Origin of the sequence: Selenomonas sp. KH1T6, assembly GCF_900108415.1 — a bacterium.
GTDB lineage: Bacteria > Bacillota > Negativicutes > Selenomonadales > Selenomonadaceae > Selenomonas_B > Selenomonas_B ruminantium_A.
In genome coordinates, this window is record NZ_FNWN01000016.1 from 16,318 (window position 1) to 35,438 (window position 19,121).

14 protein-coding genes are annotated in these 19,121 nt (G+C 54.9%); all 14 read right to left on the reverse strand.

What is annotated here, in order from left to right; genetic code table 11:
* Positions 1 to 30: 30 nt before the first annotated feature.
* The 14 genes from BLW59_RS10445 to cobD all read right to left on the reverse strand — a co-directional run bounded on the left by BLW59_RS10445 (position 31) and on the right by cobD (position 19,106).
* Positions 31 to 1,299, reverse strand: a complete 1,269-nt coding sequence (locus BLW59_RS10445) for an NAD(P)/FAD-dependent oxidoreductase (protein WP_074697727.1) — start codon at positions 1,297 to 1,299, stop codon at positions 31 to 33.
* Positions 1,299 to 2,030, reverse strand: coding sequence for a pseudouridine synthase (locus tag BLW59_RS10450; RefSeq protein ID WP_074697728.1), 732 nt, complete (start codon positions 2,028 to 2,030; stop codon positions 1,299 to 1,301). The genes BLW59_RS10445 and BLW59_RS10450 overlap by 1 nt, the downstream gene beginning before the upstream one ends.
* Positions 2,030 to 3,256: a D-alanyl-D-alanine carboxypeptidase family protein gene (locus BLW59_RS10455; RefSeq protein WP_318258500.1), complete on the reverse strand. Its 1,227-nt coding sequence runs from the start codon at positions 3,254 to 3,256 to the stop codon at positions 2,030 to 2,032. The genes BLW59_RS10450 and BLW59_RS10455 overlap by 1 nt, the downstream gene beginning before the upstream one ends.
* Before the next feature lie 123 nt (positions 3,257 to 3,379).
* Positions 3,380 to 6,766: a DNA polymerase III subunit alpha gene (locus tag BLW59_RS10460; protein ID WP_074697729.1), complete on the reverse strand. Its 3,387-nt coding sequence runs from the start codon at positions 6,764 to 6,766 to the stop codon at positions 3,380 to 3,382.
* A gap of 157 nt (positions 6,767 to 6,923) precedes the next feature.
* Complete coding sequence (ald, locus tag BLW59_RS10465; RefSeq protein ID WP_074697730.1) at positions 6,924 to 8,051, reverse strand: alanine dehydrogenase; 1,128 nt, start codon at positions 8,049 to 8,051, stop codon at positions 6,924 to 6,926.
* Positions 8,052 to 8,221: 170 nt separating this feature from the next.
* The gene (locus BLW59_RS10470; RefSeq protein WP_029543513.1) at positions 8,222 to 9,886 is read right to left on the reverse strand and encodes a ribonuclease J; all 1,665 of its coding nucleotides are present in this window, start codon (positions 9,884 to 9,886) and stop codon (positions 8,222 to 8,224) included.
* Positions 9,887 to 10,189: 303 nt separating this feature from the next.
* Positions 10,190 to 11,140 (reverse strand): malate dehydrogenase, encoded by a 951-nt coding sequence (mdh, locus tag BLW59_RS10475; protein ID WP_029543511.1) that lies wholly within the window; start codon positions 11,138 to 11,140, stop codon positions 10,190 to 10,192.
* Positions 11,141 to 11,348: 208 nt separating this feature from the next.
* Complete coding sequence (locus BLW59_RS10480) at positions 11,349 to 11,963, reverse strand: lytic transglycosylase domain-containing protein (protein WP_029543510.1); 615 nt, start codon at positions 11,961 to 11,963, stop codon at positions 11,349 to 11,351.
* Positions 11,947 to 12,555 (reverse strand): dephospho-CoA kinase, encoded by a 609-nt coding sequence (coaE, locus tag BLW59_RS10485; RefSeq protein WP_074697731.1) that lies wholly within the window; start codon positions 12,553 to 12,555, stop codon positions 11,947 to 11,949. The genes BLW59_RS10480 and coaE overlap by 17 nt, the downstream gene beginning before the upstream one ends.
* Complete coding sequence (mutM, locus tag BLW59_RS10490; RefSeq protein ID WP_029543507.1) at positions 12,552 to 13,391, reverse strand: DNA-formamidopyrimidine glycosylase; 840 nt, start codon at positions 13,389 to 13,391, stop codon at positions 12,552 to 12,554. Before mutM ends, coaE begins: the two co-directional genes overlap by 4 nt.
* Positions 13,392 to 13,409: 18 nt before the next feature.
* Positions 13,410 to 16,010: a DNA polymerase I gene (gene polA / locus BLW59_RS10495; RefSeq protein WP_074697732.1), complete on the reverse strand. Its 2,601-nt coding sequence runs from the start codon at positions 16,008 to 16,010 to the stop codon at positions 13,410 to 13,412.
* A 29-nt stretch (positions 16,011 to 16,039) separates the two neighbouring features.
* The gene (locus BLW59_RS10500) at positions 16,040 to 17,242 is read right to left on the reverse strand and encodes a L,D-transpeptidase (RefSeq protein ID WP_029543503.1); all 1,203 of its coding nucleotides are present in this window, start codon (positions 17,240 to 17,242) and stop codon (positions 16,040 to 16,042) included.
* 126 nt (positions 17,243 to 17,368) lie between these two features.
* Entirely contained in the window at positions 17,369 to 18,010 is a 642-nt protein-coding gene (locus BLW59_RS10505) for a histidine phosphatase family protein (protein WP_074697733.1), read from the reverse strand.
* A gap of 1 nt (position 18,011) precedes the next feature.
* Complete coding sequence (cobD, locus tag BLW59_RS10510) at positions 18,012 to 19,106, reverse strand: threonine-phosphate decarboxylase CobD (protein ID WP_318258501.1); 1,095 nt, start codon at positions 19,104 to 19,106, stop codon at positions 18,012 to 18,014.
* Between the last annotated feature and the right edge of the window lie 15 nt (positions 19,107 to 19,121).

Here is a 19,121-nt window from a genome sequence, read left to right on the forward strand (position 1 = left end):
ATTTATTAATTGCTTCTTTTACTTCTTTGCTTACTCCAGATTCCAGACGCTCCAGCAACCTGCGGCTGCTCCCATGGAAAAGGCTGCCTGCAGGTTGTAACCGCCTGTGAAGGCATCCACATCCACTACCTCGCCAGCCAGGTAAAGCCCCTTTACCAGCTTGGATTCCATGCTGCGTGGGTCTATCTCCTTCACGGACACGCCCCCCACCGTCACGATGGCCTCCGCCAAAGGGCGGGTGCCACTCACGGTCAGCATCAGATGCTGCAAGGTATGCACCAGCCTCCTGCGCTCCTCCACCGTCACCTGATGCACAGGCTTGTCAGGCGCCAGATAAGCGGCATCCAGCACCGGCTCAATCAGCTTGTGGGGCAGGAGGTCTGCCATACCGTTCTTCAGTTCCTTCCGCTGATACTTCTCAAAATCCCGCTGGATACGGGCTTCCAGTTTCTCCTCGGAAAGGGCCGGTTTCAGGTTCAGGGAAAGCTCTATAAAGTGCCCTCCTTCCGCCAGATACCCGGAAGCCTCCCGGCTCATGGAAAGAATCACCGGGCCAGTCACCCCATAGTGGGTGAACATCATCTCCCCAAAGAGGGAAAGCTCGGTCTTGCCGTCCACCAGCAGCTCTGCCCGCACATTGCGGAGAGAAAGCCCCTGCACCTCCTGCACCCAGTCCTCTTCTGTGGTGAGAGGAACCAGGGAAGGCCTGATAGGAATGATATGATGGCCCAGATTCCCGGCCATCTCATAGCCATCCCCGGAGGAACCCGTCCCGGGATAAGAAGCGCCTCCCACAGCCAGGATCACGGCCTCCGCCTTATAGATGGCCCCGGATTTGAGACGCACGCCTTTGACCTGCCCCTCTTCCGTGAGAATGTCCTTAACCGCAGCTTCGGTTTCAATCTTCACTCCCAGCTCATGCAGGCGGCTCACCATGGCTTCCACCACATCCTGGGCCTTATCGGATACGGGAAAAACCCGCTGGCCCCGCTCCACCTTGGTAGCCACGCCCTGCTCTTCAAAGAAATCTATGACCGCCCGGTTGTCGAAGGCCTTCATGGAACTGAAGAGGAAGCGTCCATTGCCCTGGATATTCTTGATGATTTCCGGCACATCCGCCGCATTGGTGATATTGCAGCGGCCCTTGCCCGTAATCATCATCTTGCGCCCGGGATTCTTCATCTTCTCCAGCAGCAGGATTTCTGCAGGACTGCCCATAGTCTCATTGGTCTCAGCAGCCTTGATGGCGGCCATCATGCCCGCGGGACCTGCACCTATGATGATGATTCGCCTCTCCATCAGCCCTGCTGCCTCCCTGCTTTCTCATACAATGATCTGATCTCTTCTTCCGTAAGGGCACGATGCTCTCCCCGCCTGACGCCCTCCAAGGAAAGCCCTGCAAAAGCTGTCCGCTTCAAGGCCAGCACTTCGTGCCCCACAGCCTTGAACATGCGCCGCACCTGCCGGTTCCGGCCTTCATGGATGGTGATTTCCACACGGGTACGGCCCGGTGCAGTCTCAAGGACACGGACCCTGGCAGGAGCCGTGAGGCCGTCCTCCAGCTTCACACCTTCCCTCAGCGCCCTGAGTGCCGCTTCAGAAAGCCCCGTGGCAATCCTGGCCACGTATGTCTTCTGCACCTCATAGCGGGGATGCAGGAGGCCGTTCATCAGCTCACCGTCATTGGTGAGCAGCAACAAACCTTCAGTATTCATATCCAGCCGGCCGATGGGATAGATGCGCTCCTTTATCTCAGGCAGCAGATCAAGCACCGTACGCCTGCCCCGCTCATCGCTGGCAGTGGACACATATCCCTTAGGCTTGTTCAGCAGGTAGTACACATGAGCTTCGAGGGCACTGATGATTTTCCCATCCACTCTGATCTCCACCAGTTCCGGGTCATACTTGCCCCCCAGCTCGCGAATCACCTGACCGTCCACTTCCACTCTGCCTTCAAGAATAATGCTCTCGGCTGCCCGGCGTGATGCAATGCCTGCCTGGCTGATGATCTTCTGCAATCTGGCTTCCATCAGAAAAGTCCTTTCCATAAAGATTGGAACCAGGCCATGAGGCGGGAAAAAAAGCCCTGCTCCTCCGGCTCCAGGCTTGCGGCTGCCAGGACCTCAACGGCCCCCACTTCCCTGCCCTCCTGCATGAGGACCAGCCTGCCAACCCGCTCTCCCTCTTTGACAGGCGCAGTGAGTGAGTCGGGCACCTCAAGCTTCTGGTCATATTTGACCCTTGAACCATCCTTCAGCCTGGCAATGGCCAGATCCTTGGCAGCCTTCACTTCCAGCTCACCCTGGAAAAGCCCCACGGACACGGAACCAACTACCTGCCCCTTGCTGATGATCTTCTCCGGCTCCACCTGATCAAAACCGTAATCCAGGAGGGCAATGGAGTCATTCCACATGTAAACGCTGTCAAAAACCACAGATACCAGTTGCAAGCCGTCTTCCCTGGCCCCGGACACCAGACAGCGCCCGGCAGCATCCGTATAACCGGTCTTGACGCCGTTGCCGCCCTTGTAGAGCCAGAGCATCTGATTCTCATTGCGCAGGCGGTGGGTGTCATCCTTGACCCAAGGGAAAGTTATCTCCCTGGTGCCCACAATCTCCTCGAACTCCGGCAGACGGTAGCCATAAGCAGCAATCAGCGCCATATCCCTGGCAGTGGTATAGTGGTTCTCATCGGGCAGGCCATTGGGATTGACAAAATGCGTGTCAGAAGCACCGATCTCCCGTGCCTTCTCGTTCATCATCCTGGCGAAAGCAGGCACAGATCCTGCAATATGCTCCGCCACGGCAATGGTAGCATCATTGCCGGAAGCCATCATCATACCATAGAGAAGTTCCTTCAGAGGCACCTTGTCACCCTGCTCCAGCCACAGGGTTGACCCCTCCATGCCTTCAGCATTCTTGCTGACAGTGACAATATCATCGAGGGTTCCCTGCTCCAGGGCCACAATCAGGGTCATGATCTTGGTGGTGCTGGCAGGATAACGCCGGGTATCCATATCACGGGAATAAATAACTGTACCAGTAGCAGCATCCATGACCACTGCCGACCTCGCCGTCAAATTCGGCAGCTTATCCGAAGGGCTGATGACAAGGCCAGGAATATCAGGCCGTTCCAAAGGCGTTATATCATAAAGCGAACGGCTGGCTGGCGCGGCCGGGGCTGAAGCAGCAGGAACAAACACAATACAAGCTGAAAGGCCTGCTGCTGCAAGCCTGGTATATATTCTTTTCCACAAAATGGATGTGCAACTCCTTACAATTTGAAACTTTACTCACCAGCGGAAAAACCGCATTGGCAATATTTTATCATTACCGAACTGTCCTTGCAAGCAGACCAACGGCTCAAAAGTCCCAGTTCATCAACGTTTTTTTACAGCACCTTCTCCCAGCAAAGCTATGAGAGCTTCCTTGGTTTCCTCATCATCTGAAAGGCCCTGCCCTTCCGGCAAGGTCTGCCAGCGTCCTCCCATCTGCACGTGGACAGGATCTTCTCCCGGGCACTCTGCCAGGATCTTTCTCAGACCCTCCCGCGCTGCCGCATAAGCTTCTCCTGCAGGCAGGGAGAGATAGTATTCAGGAACATATTCTTCCAGGGACCAGAACTTATCCGCCAGGACGCTGATGCGCTCATCCCCTATGTCCAGCTTACCCTGCAAGACCACAGGCATATCCGGCAGCAGCAGATTGACATTTTGATAAAAAGTCCTTGGGAACACTGTCACTTCAATCTTTTCCGAGAAGTCCTCCAGCACTGCAAAGCACATGGTGTCACCCTTCTTGGTGGTATGGCGCTTGGTTTCCGTCAGGATGCCTCCCAGCCGTACCACCTGCTTGTCGCGGACTGCACCGCTCTGCACGTCCAGAATGGCAGGCAGGTTAGCCAGCTTCTTTTGGAAACGATTCAGGGGATGTCCCGTGATGTAGAAGCCCGTGATCTCCTTTTCCCAATTCAGCCTTTCCATCTCCGGCACTTCTTCCTTGTCCGGCAGAGGAATCTCCATGATTCCCCCCTGAGCTTCATCAGCAAAAAGCCCAATCTGACCGCTGAGCCTGTCCTTCTGGGCTGTAGCAGCCTCGCTGACAGCCCTGTCCATAATATCCAGCAACTGGCTGCGTTTGGCACCCAAACTGTCAAAAGCCCCGCACTTTATAAGGCTTTCCAATACCCGCTTGTTGAGGATGCGGCTGTCCACCCGGCTGCAGAAGTCAACCAAAGAAGTGAAAGGTCCCTCCTTTTCCCTGACTGCCGCCACGTTCTCGATGGCACCTTCACCCACATTCCGCACCGCCGCCAGGCCAAAGCGGATTGCTTCCCCGTCCACGCTGAAAGTGGCATGGCTGGCGTTGATGTCCGGAGGCAGGATCTTCAATTTCATGCGTCGGCACAAATCAAGGTAGAATGGCACCTTCTGGGTATCCATTATGCTGGTAAGCATGGCCGCCATGAATTCCTGTGGATAATGAGCCTTAAGATAAGCCGTCTGCCAGGCCACAAGAGCATAAGCAGCGCTGTGGGATTTGTTGAAACCATAGTCAGCGAAGTGGGTCAACAGGTCAAAGATGTGCTCCGCCAGTTGGGCCTCAATCTTGTTGGCAGCACATCCCTTCAGGAAGTTCTCCTTCTGGGCCATCAGTATCTCATGTTTCTTCTTGCCCATAGCACGGCGCAGAAGATCTGCCTGCCCCAAAGTAAAGCCCGCCAACACCTGCACAATCTGCATGACCTGCTCCTGATAGAGCACCACCCCAAAAGTTTCCTTCAGGATGGGTTCCAACAGGGGGTGCATGTACTCAGGCTGCTTCCTGCCATGGCGACCATTGATAAAATCCTCCACCATGCCGCTGCCCAAGGGGCCGGGGCGGTAGAGAGCCACCGTAGGAATCAGGTCCTCAAAGCCCTCAGGGGCCAAATCCATCACCAGCCTGGTCATGCCCGCCGACTCCATCTGGAACACTCCGCCAGTGCGGCCCTCACAGAGCATTTTAGCCGTCAGTTCATCCTTTAAGGGAATATGGTCTATATCAACCACTTCTCCCCGCTGCTCCTTGATGTTCAGCAGGGTATCGGCAATGACCGTCAATGTGCGAAGGCCCAAAAAGTCCATCTTCAATAGGCCCAGTTCCTCCACATGATCCTTGTCGAACTCCGTCACCAAGGTGCCATCAGAAACAGAAACAGGCACATAATCCGTCAAAGGGTGGCGGGCAATCACCACCCCCGCCGCATGCGTGGAAGCATTGCGGGGCAGTCCCTCCAGCTGCCGGGCAAAATCTATAAGCCGCTTCACCTCAGGCCTGGTATCGTACATGACCTTGAGATCTGCCACATTCTTCAAAGCCTTGTCGATGGTGATATGCAGTTCCTCGGGGATCAGCTTCACCACCTCGGAGACTTCCGCAAAAGACATGCCCAGGGCTCTTCCCACATCCCGGATAGCCCCTCTGGCCGCCATGGTGCCAAAAGTGGCAATCTGAGCCACGTGGTCATAACCATAGCGTTCCTTCACATACTCAATGACTTCCTTGCGGCGGATATAGCAGAAATCCACGTCAATATCAGGCATGGTGACCCGCTCTGGGTTCAGGAAGCGCTCAAAAAGCAAATCGTACTTCAAGGGGTCAAGATTAGTTATGCCGAGAATATAGGCCACAATGCTGCCTGCTGCCGAACCGCGCCCCGGCCCCACAGCAATGCCCTGCTCCCGGGAATGGTTGATAAAATCCCAGACAATGAGGAAGTAACTGTCATAGCCCATGCGGTGAATGATGCCAAGCTCATAATCAAGACGCTCACGCACTTCCTTCGTGATTTCTTCATAATGATCAGGCAATCTTTCCTCACAGAGATGACGCAAGTAGGCTTCATCGTCAGCAAAAGGCGCAGGAATAGGATAGTAAGGCAGCTGCAGCTGGCCGAACTCAAAGTCCACCTGACAGCGGGAAGCAATCTTTTCCGTATTTTCCAAAGCCCCAGGATAGGAAGCGAACAAGGCCTCCATCTCTGCCGGAGATTTTAGATAATAATCATCGCTGTTGAAACGCATGCGGTCAGGATCATCTAAATTCTTGTTCATCTGCACGCAGAGCAGGACATCGTGAAACTCGCTGTCCTCCTTGCGCACATAGTGCAGGTCATTGGTAGCCACTAGCCCCAGGCCGTACTTTTGGGAAAGCTCCAAAAGCCCCGCATTGGTAACGCGCTCTTCCTTCAGTCCATGATCCTGTATCTCCAAAAAGAAATTGTCCTTGCCGAAGATGTCAATATACTCCTGCACCAGAGCATCGGCCTTTTCTTTGTTGCCTCCAATCAAGGCCTGAGGAATCTCTCCCGCCACGCATGCGCTCAGACAGATAATCCCTTCATGATACTTCCTCAGCAGTTCTTTATCTACCCGCGGCTTGTAGTACATGCCTTCGATATGCGCCAGGGAAACGAGCTGCACCAGATTGCGGTAGCCCTGCTGGTTCTCCGCCAGCAGTATCAGGTGATAGTACTTGACACCGTTCACTTCCTCGCGACCCTGGCGGGGCCCGGGAGCCAGATAAACCTCGCAGCCAATGATGGGCTTTATCCCTTGCTTCTTTGCTTCTTTATAAAAATCCAGCACACCGTACATCACGCCGTGATCGGTGATGGCGACAGAGTCCATGCCCAGGTCCTTGACAGCCCCAATCAGGTCGCCAATACGGCTGGCCCCGTCCAGCAGGCTGTATTCCGTATGCACATGGAGGTGAGTGAAAGGCATATCTAATATCTCCCTTGTTAAATCAAAAACTTTAGGGCGTGTCGATTAAAACTCATTTAATCAACACGCCCTTGCCGGAGAAAGAACTTCTCCGGCTGAATCGTATGGCCTGACGAAATATATCTACAGTATATAGTACACAAAACTCACCAGAGAATCAACACTTTTTCAGCCAGTTCTCCTTGTCCACGTACTCCAGTCCCAGCGCCTCTGACACAGGGAGATTAGTGAGCCTGCCTTCGATAGTATTGAGCCCCTGAGCCAGCCCCGGATCCATGCAGCAAGCCTCACGCCAGCCCTTTGCTGCCAGTTTCAGGGCATAAGGAAGAGTAGCGTTGGTGAGAGCCAGAGTAGATGTTCTGGCTACAGCCCCGGGGATATTGGCCACCGAGTAATGCAGCACCCCATGCTTCACAAAGGTAGGCTCCTCATGGGTAGTCACATGGTCGCAGGTGGCAATGCTCCCTCCCTGGTCAATGGCCACATCCACGATGACAGATCCTGCCCTCATGGTCTTTACCATCTCTTCCGTCACCAGCTGCGGTGTTTTGGCTCCCGGCACCAGCACGGCCCCGATGAGGAGATCCGCCTCCCGCACCCACTGGGCAATGTTGTAGCTGTTGGAACTCACCGTAGCTACGCGTCCACCGAAAATATCGTCCAGATAGCGCAGCCGCTCCATAGACAGGTCAATGATGGTCACTCTGGCCCCCAGGCCCACAGCCATCTTGGCAGCATTGGTGCCCACAACGCCTCCACCCAGGATCACTACCTGAGCCGGTGCCACACCACTGACACCTCCCAGGAGGATGCCTGCCCCGCCGTAGCGGCTCTCCAGGAACTGGGCGCCAATCTGCACTGACATGCGGCCTGCAATCTCACTCATAGGCGCCAGGAGAGGCAGCGACCTGCCATCCCTGCCCACCACCGTCTCATAAGCCACAGACGTGACCTTGTGCCTCAGCAAAGCTTCCGTAAGCTCCGGCTCTGCCGCCAGATGCAGATAGGTGAAGAGCAGCTGCCCCTCGTGGAACAAATCATACTCCGCAGGCAAAGGTTCCTTCACCTTGACAATCATCTCTGCCTCGTCAAAGAGCTGCTTCTTGTCAGGCAGAAGCTCTGCCCCCACGGCAGCATAGCTTTCATCGTCAAAACCGCTGCCCAGACCGCTGCCTATCTCCACCAACACTCTGTGCCCTGCCTTCACCAGGGCCTCCGCCCCCGCCGGAGTCAGTCCCACACGATTTTCATTGTTCTTGATTTCTTTGGACACACCTATAATCATAACCATGCCTCCTCATAAAATCATAATCAAATATGTTCAGACCTTCCTATCCAAACACATTTGAACCAATAAATCTCATTATGGAGAATTCGGACTTAAAGTTCCAAAAACCTGCCCCGGAGACAAAAAACCTCCGCCATCCCTGAAAAAGGATCAACGGAGGTTATGAATCAGATTTCCATGATGATTGGCAGGATCATCGGCCTGCGGCGGGTCTTGTCGAAGAGATACCTGCCCAGAGCGTCGCGAACGTTGGCCTTGATGGCAGCCCATTCCTTCACGCCTTCGTCCTCGCAGCGGTCAAGAGCCTGTTGGACACGGGCACGGGCCTCGTCCATCAGGGCTTCAGACTCACGAACATACACGAAGCCGCGGGACACGATATCCGGACCTGCCACCACGCGGTTGCTGGCCTTGTCCATGGTCACCACTACGATGAGGATGCCGTCCTGGGACAGCTGGCGGCGGTCCCTGAGGACGATGTTGCCTACATCGCCTACGCCAAGGCCGTCCACCATCACCATGCCGGCAGTGACCTTGCCAGCCTGGGTGCCCTTGTCACGGGTGAACTCCATGATCTGGCCGTTCTCGCCGATGAAGATGTTCTCCTTGGGCATGCCCAAATCTCTTGCCAGACGGGCATGCTGCACCAGCATGTGGTACTCGCCATGCACGGGAATGAAGAACTTGGGGCGCACCAGATTGTGCATGAGCTTCAGTTCCTCACGGCTGGCATGGCCTGACACGTGGATGCCCTGATTGCGGCCATAGATGACGTTAGCCCCCAGCTTCATGAGATTGTCGATGGTCCTGGTCACCAGTTTCTCATTGCCCGGAATGGGAGTAGCGGAAATGATGACCGTATCACCGGGCACCACTGTCACCTTGCGGTGGTCGGACATGGACATGCGGGTCAAAGCCGACATAGGCTCGCCCTGGCTGCCGGTAGTGCAGATGACAATCTGGTCAGAACGGAAACGATTGATTTCATCAATGTCGATGATGGTCCCCTCAGGCGCATGGATATAGCCCAGCTCCATGGAGATGCCCACCACGTTCACCATGCTGCGGCCCAGAATGGCCACCCGGCGCTTGTAGCGCACGGCGGTATCGATGACCTGCTGGATGCGATGGACATTGGAGGAGAAGGTGGCCACGATGATGCGGCCCTTGGCCCCGTGGAAAGCCTTGTCAAAGGCAGCCCCCACCGTGCTCTCGCTCATGGTGTGACCTTCGCGCTCAGCGTTGGTGCTGTCTGCCATCATCACCAGCACGCCCTTGTTGCCCAGTTCTGCGAAGCGACGGAAGTCCGTCATCTTGCCATCTACAGGCGTATAATCCAGCTTGAAGTCACCGGTATGGACAATCATGCCCACGGGAGTCTTGATGGAGAGGCCTACGGCATCAGGAATGGAATGATTGACACGGATGAAGCCCACGCTGAAACAACCCACGTTGATGATATCCCCCTGCATGACAGAATGCAGGTTGCTGGAATCCACCCCGTTTTCCTGAAGACGCCCCTCCAGGATGCCCAGGGTCAGGCGGGTGCCGTACACAGGCACGTTGATTTGCTTCAGCAAGTAAGGCAGGGCGCCGATATGATCCTCATGGCCGTGAGTCAGCACCACAGCCTTGATCATATCCCTGTTCTCGATAAGGTAGGAAATATCCGGGATGACGAGGTCTATGCCCAGCATATCCTCCTCCGGGAACATGAGGCCGGAATCGATGACCAGAATCTCATCATCTACACGGATAACGGTCATGTTCTTGCCGATTTCCCCAAGTCCGCCCAGGGGAATGATTTGTAATTTTTGTGCTCCTTTAGACAAAAAATCACACCTCCGAAGTGTTTATATAGCTATCAATGACAATAAAAATACAACGCTCTTGTGCAAAAAGCCAATAAGCCTCCTATCCGCAGGCACAGCTCCTTGGATATTTTTGCAAACGAAAAAAGCCTATTCAGTTTTGTCCGCTCAACTCATTCCCTTACATTTTAACATTCCGAGCACAAGAATGCAAACAGAAAAGATAAAATACGCTAATGGTTCACATAACAAAGATAAACCAGGACACGAAAAAAGCACTGCAGCCCCCTAAGGAACTGCAGTGCCTGCAGATTTCAGCAAAGCTTATTTCAGTGCATCGCCAATCTTGGAGTTGGTGTCGCGGGCTGCAGCTACGCTCTCATCGAACTTAGCCTTCTCCTCGCCTTCCAGCTTGACTTCCACGACCTTCTCCATGCCGTCCTTGCCAAGGATGACAGGAACGCCAATGCAGAGGTCCTTCTCGCCATACTCGCCGTCGAGATATACGCAGCAAGGCATGAGCTTCTTGGCATCGAGGGCAATAGCCTCAACCATGGCAGCAGCTGCTGCACCAGGAGCATACCAGGCGGAAGTGCCCAGGAGCTTGGTGAGAGTTGCGCCGCCCACCTTGGTAGCCTCTACAGCCTCAGTGAGCTGTTCCTCGGTGAGGAGTTCCTTCACGGGAATGCCGCGATAGGTAGCCAGGCTCACGAGAGGAACCATGGTCTTGTCGCTGTGGCCGCCGATAACGGTGCCGTCCACATCAGTCGGGGTGGCAGGATAGCCAGCCTTCTGCAGAGCCTTGGACAGGAAATAACGGAAACGGCTGCTGTCCAGCATGCCGCCCTGGCCGATGACGCGGTTGCGGGGCAGCTTGGAATCCTTGAAAGTAAGGTAGGTCATTGCATCCATGGGGTTGGAGATGATGATGAAGATGGCATCGGGAGAATACTCGAGAGCCTGATCCACCACACTCTTCACAATCTTGGCATTGGTGCCGATGAGGTCTTCACGGCTCATGCCCGGCTTGCGGGGGATGCCGGAAGTGACAACCACAACCTGGGAACCAGCAGTTGCAGCATAATCATTGGTCACACCAGTCACAGTGGTATCGAAGTTCAGAAGATGGGCCGTCTGCATGATGTCCATGGCCTTGCCTTCGGACACGCCCTCTTTGATATCAATGAGCACAACCTCGCTGCAAATGTTCTTCGTAGCCAGCACGTTTGCTACGGTTGCACCAACGTTACCTGCACCAACAACTGTTACCTTCATAATGAAATGCCTCCTTGAGATATGGCCGGGCACATTTTTTCCCCGGCGGAATGGCTTTTATGAATCATGAATCACACTTATGATTCATTACGTTCTGATTATAACAAAGTAAACGTCCACCGTCAAGAAAAAAGACAATAGTCGTAAAATTGAATTTAGTTTTTACATCAAAATACAAAAATAACCGCTGAACGATTCCCAAGGGAATTCATTCAGCGGCATAAAGTTTTCGATATTTGCCCTGCAAGGACAGCACCTGCCTCACATAGGCCCGTGTTTCCTTGTACGGTATGGCCTGCACGTCGGAAAAATCGTCTTTCCAGCCGTATTCCTCCATCCAGCCCCGCACATTGCCACGGCCTGCATTGTAGGCCGCCAGAGCCAGCACATCATTGCCCTGGAACTCCTCTTCCAGGTCAGCCAAATACCAAATTCCGTAGCGGAGATTCCTGTCCGGATCATGCAGCTCTGTGTCCTTATAATCCCTCTCCCCCAGACGCTGGGCTATCCACCCGGCAGTATCCGGCATCAGCTGCATGAGCCCCACCGCTCCCCGATGGGAATGGACATCATGCTGGAACTTGCTCTCCACCTTGATGACCGCTGCCACCAGATAGCAGTCCACCTTATAGCGCCCGGCATAGCGCTCCACTGTCTCGCGGTAAGGGAAGGGATAGAGATAACTTCGCTGCACCTGTGAGTTCTGGGACAGGAAGTAGATGGTAAAGCAGGATATAAAGACCAAGAGTCCCAGCAGGAAAGCGCAGCCTGTGCGCCGTCTGGCCTCACGGGCCTTTTCCACCTTTTCAGGCAAACTGCTCATGTACCCTTTCCTTCCATAAATCCTTCACAATACTTCTCGTCGCTTCTATGGTGCCGCTGTTGTCTATGGCTGCATCTGCCCGGGAGAGCTTCTCCGCCAAAGGCATCTGCGCCCTTATGCGCCCCAAGGCCTGCTCTGCTGTACAATTGTCCCGCAGGCAAAGCCGCCTCAGCTGCTCGCTTTCCGGCACATACACCAGCCAGCTCTCATCTGCCAGGCTGTCCCAGCCAGCTTCAAAGAGCAACGGCACATCCAGTACAATCAGCGGCCCCCCGGAAGCCTTTGCCTCTGCCAGCTGCCGCCTGACTTCTGCCAGAATCAGGGGAAAAGCCGTCCTGTCCATCCACTGCTTTTCTTCCGGACAGGAAAAGACCTGCTCTGCCACCGCCCTGCGGTCCAAACGCCCTTCCGCCGTCAGCACCCCGGAGCCAAAATGCGCCAGATAAGCCTCAAAAACGGCCTTGCCCGGCTCAGCCAGCTCATGGGCTATGGCGTCCGCATCTATGATGCAGGCGCCCAGCTTTTTCAGCATGCCGGACACGGTGCTCTTGCCGGAGGCTATGCCCCCGGTCAGGCCTATTACCCGCGTCATGGCTCCCACCTCTGGCACATGGGGCAGTAATGGGTGCCCCTGCCTGCCACCTTCGTATATTCGATCAGCACGCCGCACTCACGGCAGGGCTCACCCTGACGATGATAAACATAGAGATGTTCCTGATGGGAGCCCTTGCCCCCCTCGCCGTTGCGGTAGTCCCGGAAGGTGGTGCCGCCGTCCCTGATGCCTGCCTCGATAACCTGATTGACCGCCCGCCAAAGTTTTTGGCATTCCTCATGACTGAGGCTGCCTGCCAGTCTTTTGGGGTGGACATGAGCCAGGAAAAGGGCTTCGTCTGCATAGATATTGCCTATGCCGCCAATCTTACGCTGATCCAGCAGCAGGTTCTTGATGGGAGCCTTGCCCTTGCGGGCAATGCCCTCAAGGTACTCTGCTGTAAACTCTGGTGACAAAGGCTCCGGCCCCATTTCCCTTAGGCCTTTCACCATGTCCAGTTCCCCGGGCTTCAGACCATAGATCACACCGAAAGTGCGAATGTCGGCAAAGCACAGGCGGGAACCATCCTCCAGATAGAAGACCGCCCGCAGATGGGCGTTCTCATACTCCTGCCCTGCCTCCACGTAAACCAGGCTGCCGGTCATGCGCAGATGGAAAACAATCCGCATTTCCCCTGCCAGCCGCAGCAGCAGGTACTTGCCCCTGCGCTCCATGGCCTCAATCTCAGGCCCGCAGCAAAGACGGCTGAACTGCTCCACAGTGGCAGGCCATTTCAGCTGCCTGGGCAGCAGGATCTCCACTGACTTGATCCTCTTCCCCGCCAGTCTGCTGTCCAAATGCTGGCGGATGATTTCTACTTCCGGCATTTCAGGCATAGGGATGCTCCTTATCTCTTACTTAGCTTCTGCCCAGTTGGGGCCATAATTGATGTCTATGCTCAACGGCACGGAAAGGCTCACCACCTGCTCCATGGCCTCCCGCAGGATGGAGCTCACCTGCTCCACTTCCTCTTTTGGCACTTCCAGCACCAGCTCATCGTGTACCTGCAGAAGGATGCGGCTCCTGACTTTGGCTTCCTTCAGCGCCTTGTGGGCTGCAATCATGGCCAGCTTGATGATATCCGCCGCAGTGCCCTGTATAGGAGTATTCATGGCCATGCGCTCCGCCAGGGAACGCTGATTGAAGTTGCTGCTGCTGATAGCAGGCAGTTCACGCCTTCTGCCAAAAACAGTTTTCACGCTGCCAGTTTCCCTGGCCTCCTGCACCATGCGGTCCAGATAAGCCTTGACCCCGGGATAGCGGTCAAAGTAGCTTTCGATATAGCCTGCAGCCTCCTGACGGGAGATATGCAGGTCACGGGAAAGGCCGAAATCGCTGATGCCGTAGACAATGCCAAAGTTCACCGCTTTGGCCTTGCGGCGCATATCTGATGTAACCTCTTCCAAAGGCACGCCAAAGACCTCCGCCGCCGTCCTGGCGTGAATGTCCTGCCCCTCACGGAAGGCCTCCAGGAAACTTTCGTCCCCGGACATGTGAGCCAGTATCCTGAGCTCAATCTGAGAGTAATCCGCAGACAAGATGTAATCATATCCTTCCCCCGGCTCAAAGAAGGCGCGGATGGTCTTGCCCTCCTCCCGGCGCACGGGAATGTTCTGGAGGTTGGGGTCAGAGCTGGAGAGCCTGCCCGTAGCCGTCACCGTCTGATTGAAGGTGGTATGCACCCGCCCCGTCTCCGGGTCGATAAGTCCCTCTATGCCGTCCAGATAGGTGGACTTCAGCTTGCTCCACATGCGGAAGGAAAGCACCAGCTCCACGATAGGATGCTGATAGCGCAAGGTTTCCAGCACCTCTGCATTGGTGGAATAGCCCGTCTTGGTCTTCTTCACTGGCGGCAGCCCCAGACGGTCAAAGAGCACTTCTCCCAGCTGTTTGGGAGAATTTATCTTGAACTCTCCCCCTGCCAGGGTGTAAATGTCAGCCTGCAGGGCTGCAATTCTCTGCCCCACTTCCTCTGACTTTTCCAGCAGGCGCTGGCGGTTCACGAAAATGCCCTGCTGCTCCATGTCTGCCAGCACTGCCACCAGGGGCAGCTCCATCTCGCCATAAAGCTTTTCCTGCCCCCGCTCTTCCAGCTCCTGCCAAAGGGGCTGCTGCAGCCTGGCCAGCAGAACTGCCTGCCAGACAGCCTCTTCCTTCTCATCGGCAAAGGACTCAGGCACTGCCTCATGGGGGAAATAATCGCCGGAGAGCCTTGCCAGTTCGTAATCTGAAAGCTCTGGGCGCAGAAGATAGTCCACCAGCTGGACATCGAAGAACTGCACACTGCCCATGCCTGCCTGATAATAGCGCTTGGCATCGAATACTGCCGCCTGACGGCCATCTGCCAGTGCTTGCAGAAGGATTTCCCAGGCAGGCGTGCCGAAAGGCACAAAGAGCCTGACATTGCCACAGGCTGCCGCCGCCCCCTCCAGCTTTTCAAAGGGGTGCCTGCCGGAAAATACCCCGGCCAGTCCCAAAGGAGCCTCCTCCTTCAGGCAGGCTGCCATAGAATCAGCACTTTCCCCCACCTGATAGCCCAGGTCAGGCAAAGAGTCCTCCTGTTCAGGGAAAAGACTTGTCTCCCGCACATTCAGCCGCTGGAAGTTATGCCAGACCTTGTTCAGCTCATGCACCTTGCAAAAAGACTCCATCTCCTCGAATACAGGCTCGATGGCAAAATCCTCTGCCTTGAAGGTCATGTCAGGCACCGCCAGCTCAATGGTGGCCAGTTCCTTGGAGAGCATGGCCTGCTCCTTATGGGCCAGGAGATTCTCCTTCAGTTTCTTGCCGGAAATCTTGTCTGCATTTTCCAGCACTTCTTCCAGGCTGCCGTACTCAAGGAGCAGTTTGGAAGCTGTCTTGGGTCCCACCCCGGGCACTCCGGGGATATTGTCGGAAGTATCCCCCATCAGGCCCTTGAGGTCAATGAGCTTGAGGGGCTCGAAGCCGTATTCCTCCTTGAAAGCCGCCTCATCATATAGTTTGGTCTCGGATATGCCCTTCTTGGTGAGCATGACCCTGAGATTAGGCCTCACCAGCTGCAGGGCATCCCTGTCTCCGGTGACCACCATGGTATCAAAGCCCCCTGCCGCCGCCTGGGTGGACAAGGTGCCGATAATATCATCAGCCTCGTAGTTGTCCTTTTCCAGAAAGGCTATGCCATAGGCTCTGGCATATTCTTTCAGCAGGGGAATCTGGGACTTCAGTTCTGCAGGAGTTTCCTTGCGGGTTCCTTTATAGTCAGCATAGCGTTCCGTACGGAAGGTGTGACGGCTGCGGTCAAAAGCGATAGCCAACAGATCCGGTTTCACTTCCACCAGGAGCTTGGTCAGCATATTGTCAAAGCCCACCATGGCTCCCGTAGACTCCCCTTTGGAATCCGTCAGAGGAGGCATGGCATAAAAAGCCCTGAAAATAAGGCTGCTTCCATCCAGGATGACGAACTTCTTTGTCACGGGGTACCCTCCTAAATCACAAAAACGCTTTATCTGCGGACAACGACTTTTTCAGTCTTGCTCACCTTTTCGGACTTGCTGTCAGCAGTCTGCCTGGCAGCCTCTTTTTTGGCTGCTTCCCTGGCCTCGGCCTTTTCCAGTTCCCTGGCAGCTTCCTGCTGGGCATTCAGCTCAACCTGACGGGTCTGCTCCTCTACACTGGCCTCAGGGTCAACGGGATTGCCGTCCTTCACCAGAGGCACGATGGCCTTGGAGGTGGATTTCAGGGCGTAGATGCCCTGCTTGTTGATGCCGCCATCTACCTTGAAGAGAGCTGCCACATCATCGGCATTGCAATAGAGCTTCTCCTTCTTCTCAATGCCCACTGCCTCACCCAAAGAACTCACCAGGATTTCCTCGGAGGGCTTCCAGCCTAAAGAGATTTTCAGCGCCTGGGCAATGTCTGCTGCCGGCAGATAGGTCACATCATCCTTCACAATGGCCTTGCCCTTCACCTTTTCTCCATTCACCGTCAGCGGATAAGCCTTGGCAATGAAAGTAGGCTGCCCATCGGAGGCCTTGATCTTCTTTTCAATAGAAGCATCAGACTCGAAGTTTTCCACCCCGTAGCCTGCCAGCCAGTTATTTACCTCTTCCACCGTCAGGGACTGGCGGTCATAGCCATCGGGATAGATATAGTACACAATCGTACCAGTATCATCCTTCTCCACCACAATCCTGTTGTAGGTAATCTCCACAGGAGTGCCAATCTCCACCAGATCAAAGAGGGCTTCCACATCCTTCTCATTCATACGGATGCAGCCATTGGAAACGTAATGACCGATAGACTCCGGCTTGTTGGTGCCATGGATGCCATAATTGCCATAGAACTCCATCCAGCGATAGCCCAAAGGATTGGCTGCCCCGGAGGGAATGGAGAACTCAGGGTCAGAGGGGTCAATCCAGGTGGGATTGATATCCTTGGACCTGATGCTGTAGTAACCCACAGGAGTAGGTGTGGATTCCTTGCCCGGGCCAATGGGATACAACCTGATTTTCTTGTCCTTCTCAAAAAGAGCCAGGCTGCGGGCAGCCAGATTGATGACAATCTTGCGCTCGTCACCAGACTGCTCAGCAGCAGCCGCCTCACCAGCACTGCCGGCACACTCAGCCACAGAAGCAGCCCCCCCTGCCATCAGCAGGGCTCCCAAAACACCGGCACAGAGCCGCTTCCAACGCTTCCGCTCAAACATTCCCATATACTCCTTATCTCTTTTCCCTATCAAATTTACGCCCAAATGACGCACATAAACAAAATCATTACCTATAATAACCCATTTTCATGTCATTTTCAATGAAACCAGAAAAATTGGCAGGTCTCAAATCTTTCCCTTGCCAGAAAGCCCTTCCATAGCCAGATGTGCCGTGCTGTTGAGGAGTTCCACCGTAGGCCGGCCCTCATCGAAGCGCACGATATTCACCGCCGTATTGTACTGACTGAGGGTCCAGACCTGGCTGAGAGGCATCTGCATGATTCCCGTCAGGATGGTTCTCAGCACCGCCCCGTGGGCAAAGATGCCCACGGTATGGTCGTGAGGCTCATGTTCTGCCACGATTTCCCTGAGCCTGGTCATGGCACGCTGCTGCACCTGCGGAAAGGATTCCCCCTGGGGGATCTCCATGATATCCGGGTGAGTAAGGAAGTTGGCCATAGCCTCTGGCCAGCCTGCCACTATCTCCGCGTAGGTAAGGCCTTCCCATTTTCCAAAGCTGAGTTCTCGGAAGGCAGGCTCCGGCCTGACTTCCAGGCCAAATTTCTGCGCCACGGTCTCCGCCGTCACCATGGCCCGGGAAAGGTCGCTGGCATAAACGGCATCCAGCTTCTCCACCGGAAAATGCTCTGCCAGGCACCGGGCCTGCTCAAGCCCTTCCTCTGAAAGGGCCACATCGGACTGCCCCTGATACTTGCCGGACTTATTCCACGCCGTCTTTCCGTGACGGATAAGCACTAATCTTGTCACTTCAACTGCACACCTTTGCTATTGCTGCCAATAATCTCTCGTTTTCTCTGCGTCTTCTCACCGCCACCCGCACATGGTATTCATCAAGGCCCGGGTAGTTGCTGCAATCCCGCACCAGGATTCCCTGCTCTCTCATGGCCGCAGTGAATTCACGGCTTGTCATCTGCTCCAGCCGCAGGAGCATGAAATTCACCGTGGGGTGATAGGGCCTTATGCCCCTTGCTTTCGCCAGTTCCTCCCAGAGGAATTTCCTCTCCTCTGCCACCAGCTCAACAGTCTGCCTGGCGTAGTCCCTCAGGCCAAGCGCGGCAGCTCCCGCCTTCTGGGCCAGCAGGTTCACATTCCAGACATCCTTGCCCAGTTCCAGCCTTTGGATAAGTTCCCTGTCTCCCAGGCCAAAGCCCAGGCGAAGTCCCGGGATGGCATAGAATTTGGTCAGCGACTGTACGATAAAGAGCCTGCCATATTCCTTCAGCAGCTCCTTGGCCCTGTACTTCCCGCTATCCCTGCGGAAATCAAGGAAGGATTCATCCACCAGCAGCCAGGGAGGATTGCTAAGCTTTCCCACAACCTGCAGGAAAACTTCTATTTCTTCTGTAGCTATCAGCTGACCTGTAGGATTATTGGGATTGCCAATTATGACAGCTTCAACGCCTTTTTCAACAGCGCTCTCTGCCAGAGCCTTCATGTCCAGCCTCAGTCCTGAGGCAAGGTCCAAAGGGAAATATTCTACCTTGGCCCCTGCCGCCAGAGAAGCCCTCTCATACTCGCTGAATGAAGGCACAGGCAGCAGGACAGAAGCCGGCCGCACAGTCTGCAAGAACAGGTAGAACAATTCCGCCGCCCCGTTGCCCAGCACCAGACTTTCCAATGGGACACCATAATGCTCCCCCAGGGCAGCTTTCAGCTCCCTGGCCTCCGGGTCAGGGTAATTCACTATGCTATCAATATTATCCGCAATGGCCTTCCGCACTTCAGACGCCAGCCCCATGGGGTTGATATTGGCGGAAAAGTCCAGCCAGGCGCCGGAAGGAGACGGGGCGTAAACATTGCCCCCATGTACGAATTTTTCTATGGCAATCTCCTCCTCTTGCAAGACAACAGAAAAACT